Source organism: Holdemania filiformis DSM 12042 (assembly GCF_000157995.1).
GTDB classification, from domain to species: domain Bacteria; phylum Bacillota_I; class Bacilli_A; order Erysipelotrichales; family Erysipelotrichaceae; genus Holdemania; species Holdemania filiformis.
In genome coordinates this window covers 408,981-411,888 of the sequence record NZ_GG657557.1, presented here as the reverse complement: position 1 = coordinate 411,888, position 2,908 = coordinate 408,981, and the positions used below count along the sequence as shown (strand labels likewise).

At 53.5% G+C, this 2,908-nt stretch carries 2 protein-coding genes; both read left to right on the top strand.

Annotated elements, in window-relative coordinates:
• The first annotated feature begins 181 nt into the window (after positions 1 to 181).
• Positions 182 to 1,057 (top strand): LysR family transcriptional regulator, encoded by an 876-nt coding sequence (locus HOLDEFILI_RS10810; RefSeq protein WP_039864704.1) that lies wholly within the window; start codon positions 182 to 184, stop codon positions 1,055 to 1,057.
• An 85-nt stretch (positions 1,058 to 1,142) separates the two neighbouring features.
• Positions 1,143 to 2,858: an FAD-dependent oxidoreductase gene (locus HOLDEFILI_RS10805; protein WP_039864702.1), complete on the top strand. Its 1,716-nt coding sequence runs from the start codon at positions 1,143 to 1,145 to the stop codon at positions 2,856 to 2,858.
• The last annotated feature ends 50 nt before the right edge of the window (positions 2,859 to 2,908 follow it).

Here is a 2,908-nt window from a genome sequence, read left to right as displayed (position 1 = left end):
GTGTTGTAATGTGGCGCGATGATCAAGCTCAAGACTTTTTAATCATTCCGGCTGTCAGGGTAAACAGAATTTGTCAGGATTATTTAAAGCGAGGATGATTAAGCGGATATGCGCGGTATCACTCATATTTAGCTTATCAATATAACAAGGGATGATGAAACAACAGGAAGGAAAAACAAAAATGAAAGTGGATCGTTTGGAATGTTTTGTGCATGTGGCCGAAACGTTGAATTTCTCTAAGAGCGCTCAGGCGCTGCATTGTTCGCAGCCCTCCATCAGCCGGGTTATTCATCTGCTGGAACAGGAGCTGGGATTTGAATTGTTTGAACGGGATCGAAATCAGGTCGCTTTGACGCCGGCCGGAGCTGTTTTCTATCCTCAGGCCCGGCAATTGCTCCATCAATATCAGGCAGCCGTGGAGGAAGCGCGGAAGGCCCATCAGGCGACGCTGACATTGAAAGTCGGCGTAATCGGATTTGCGGAAGCGCCGCTCATGAGGGCGTTGGAAAAATTGACGCAGGCAATGCCGCAGGTGCGGCTGGATATGATTCCAGTCGATTTTACGCGCGGACTAAGCCAGGTTGAAAGCGGTGAAATCGACTGCTGCATGAACTGGCGCAAGGACGTCGATTCCCCATCGCTGGTCTATCGCGAGCTGTTTTGCGGAGAATTGAAGGCTTATCTCAATCTCCGCCATCCGTTGGCTTCACAATCCAGCGTGACGTATGACGAACTGGCCGCCTGGCCGCAGATCGTGTTTGCGCGCGGGCGGCAGAGCTGGCGGTACAGCGCTTATCTGGAAAAATTCAGTCCCTCGCTGCGGGCTTCCATCATCTTGACACCGGTTAAGGATGTACCTGCTTCCCGGCGGCTGTTGGAACTGAATCAGGGTGTCATTCTGGCGCCGGAAGGCGGTATCCTGGCAGACAGTCCGCTGATCAAAGCGGTGCCGATCCGCTCGCAGACACCGGAAACCGTGCATCTGGGGTTAGTGTACCGTAAAGACGCGACGAATCCAGTACTGAAACAGCTGCTTCGTTATTTGAAATCAGCATAAGCCTATTCGATACTCCTATCAGAAAAGTCATGACTTTCTTTTATAATGTGAATGTGTGAATTTACACAAACAGGAGGAAAGAAAGATGAAGAAAAACGGGATTTCAAGACGGGAATTCCTGAAAGGCAGCGCGGCGGGCGCCGTGTCGCTGGCAGCGCTGGGTTTGTTGAGCGCGTGTGGGGAATCGGCAGAGAAACAGCCGGCAGCGACGCCGACGGCCAAGCCGGAAGCCACATCCGAAAACTGGCTGGGTCAGCAGCCGCAGATTCAGGATGGCGATATTAAAGAAACGTGGCAGACCGAAGTGCTGATCGTCGGCGCGGGCAACGGCGGCATGATGGCGGCGGTCAAAGCGGCGGATCTGGGACTGGACTTCCGGGTTGTCGAACAGAACAGCTTTGTCTGCGATACCCGCAACTGGTATGCGGCGGCGGATTCCGCAGACGCGTTAGCCGCGGGCAAACCGATCGACCGGCAGCGTGCGATGACGGAGCTGTCGCGGTATGCTTCCGGAAAACTGGATCAGAGCGTCGTTCGGGTCTGGCTGGACGAATCTGCGGCGATGCACGATTATGTCAAGGCCATCATGGATTCCTATGGCTATGACTGTTACTTTGAAGCCGATACCGGCGAAGCGGAGGAAGGCACCGATTATTACCACGCACCGACCCAGCATAATTACAATGCGCGGCCGGACAGTGAGTGGGCGGATACGCCGCGGAACAAGTTGTTTGTGGATTACATTGAGAAAAAGGGCTATCATGTCGATTTTGAACATGCGTTGATCGAATTGATCAAGGAAAACGGCGCGGTGACCGGGGCGATTGTTCAGAACGGAAGCGGCGAATACATTAAGATCACCACAAGCAAAGGCGTAATCCTGGCGACCGGCGGGTATGAAGGCAATCCGGAGATGATGGAGGCCTTGTCTCCGCTGGCAGTATCCTGCACAACCGCAAGCAGCTATTTCGCGATGAATCACGGCGATGGGATCAAAGCGGGCCTGTGGGCTGGCGCGGATATGGACAAGGAATCCGCTCCGATGCTATTTGACCGCGGCGCAGTAGCGCCGGGCGTAAACGCCGGATATGTTGAAGCCTCTAACGGATCCAAGCAGTTCCCGGGCACGATCTATCAATGGAATCCAGGCACGCAGCCGTTTATGAAGGTCAATCGCGACGGCGTCCGTTTTGCCAACGAAGGCTGCCCGTATAACGATATCGTTTTCGCAGCGGCAAACCAGAAAGGCGGCGTATACTGCCAGGTCTATGATGGGGATTTCCAGGCAGACTGGCAGAAGTTCCATACACTGGGCTGTTCCTCGCTGACTCGCGTGATGCCGGAGCGGATGGCGGAACAGATGGAGAAGTATGTCGAGGAAGGCATTATCATGAAAGCGGATTCGCTGGACGAGCTGGCGGACAAGCTGGGTTTTGAAGGCGAGGCCAAGGTTCAGTTCTTAGCCCAGTGCGATCGCTACAACGCAATCTATGATCAGGGAGAAGACGATGAATTCTTTAAGTCAAGTCATTATCTTTCACAGCTGCGCAAGGCGCCATTCTATGGCGTATGGCTGGGCGCCAGTCTGTTGTGCACCGGCGACGGCCTGAAGATCAACAATAAGATGCAGGTTCTGGATAAAGAAAAGAACGTCATTCCGGGGCTGTATGCGATCGGCAACGTTTCCGGCAGCTTCTTTGCGAACAACTATCCGGAATTATTCCCGGGCCTGGCTTGCGGACGGACGCTGACCTTTGCCTTGAAAGCGGTCAATGTGATCGCGGGTGAAGATCAGATTTAAAGCTGATCGGATTCGAGAGTAAAGCAGGATTTCTCATTCAGAAATCGTGC

Coding starts and splice junctions, on each gene's coding strand:
- HOLDEFILI_RS10805 (WP_039864702.1), top strand. CDS start 1,143: ATGAAGAAAAACGGGATTTCAAGACGGGAATTCCTGAAAGGCAGCGCG.
- HOLDEFILI_RS10810 (WP_039864704.1), top strand. CDS start 182: ATGAAAGTGGATCGTTTGGAATGTTTTGTGCATGTGGCCGAAACGTTG.